The organism is Vibrio sp. HS-50-1 (genome assembly GCF_024747315.1).
GTDB lineage: Bacteria > Pseudomonadota > Gammaproteobacteria > Enterobacterales > Vibrionaceae > Vibrio > Vibrio diabolicus.
Window position 1 is genome coordinate 1 of sequence record NZ_JAMPZF010000032.1, and the last position, 1,113, is coordinate 1,113.

1 protein-coding gene is annotated in these 1,113 nt (G+C 40.2%); it reads left to right on the plus strand.

The annotated features are described in order from the left end of the window. Positions 1–562: 562 nt before the first annotated feature. Positions 563–1,024, plus strand: coding sequence for a hypothetical protein (locus NDJ01_RS15245; RefSeq protein ID WP_225470003.1), 462 nt, complete (start codon positions 563–565; stop codon positions 1,022–1,024). The last annotated feature ends 89 nt before the right edge of the window (positions 1,025–1,113 follow it).

Sequence of the window (1,113 nt, forward strand, 5' to 3'; positions counted from 1 at the left end):
GCGTTTAAGACGGATTCACAACGCTTGGCGATTTCAGTTTTAATTGAATTTTGTGTTTAAGGTACAATGGTTTAGGTTTGGTGGTTGGCGTTGTTCACCACTTAACGCGGCGTTATATGCAGTGCAGCTCTGAAACATAGACATTGAGTTAAATTTATGATTTGTGTGACCTCAGTTGCTTATTGTCGTTCTTATTATCACTAAACTTGTCGAGTCTGTTCAAAGCAGAACATTGGCTTGCGAAATACAACGGAGATAATAAGGAAATATAATGAGAGTCTTAATTTTATTGTTGGCTACATTGTTTGTGAGTAGTTCTGTCCTAGCTCATGGCGGAGGGTGTCGTAAGAGTTCACCACCTGGTCAATGTTGCCACAAAGACAATAGTACAGGCACAGTACATTGCCACTAGTCTGAACATTGCATATAACAAGGCATTTAAGAGGGATTCAAAACGCATGGCATTTGCGGTTTGAATCCACTTTTGTGTGTACTTTGTTCAATTTTAAATAGGGGTAAGCGTTTTTCACCCCTTAATGCGGCGTTAGCTGATGAGAGTAATATGTTAGTTCGTAATTTGAAAGTCGATGATTTTGAAGACTTCGTTAGTAAAATGAGCGGGTCAGTTTTTCATGCCACAACACTAGAGAATTATAAATCTATATTGTCTTCTGGTGGGCTGCTCGCCAATTTAGATGGCTCACGAAGTTCGGTGTTTGGAAATTCAAACGGTTTCTTTCGTTTACGATCTTGCGTGTCGTTTTTCGATTATCGCAATTTAGGCGATAAAAAAGTGTATCAGCACTTGTACAAGTGTATTCCAACTAACATTGCTCAAAAGCATGCAGAAATGGCTGTGTTAGTTCTTTCAGAGGATGCATACTCAAGTCTACAGTCTTGGACGGCTTGGGAGCAGGAAAAAGCATACTCACTAAAAGTGGTACCAAGAATTGAAATTGGTTACCCAGACTTTGTGCCGATGAGTAGTATCAATGAAGTGCTCATGGTGAGTTTCATCAGCTAACAAACTGTTTAAGAGTGATTCGCAACGCGTGGCATTTTTACCATGCGTTGATGTTAGTGATTGAGGTGGTATGCGGCGGCATCGGTATT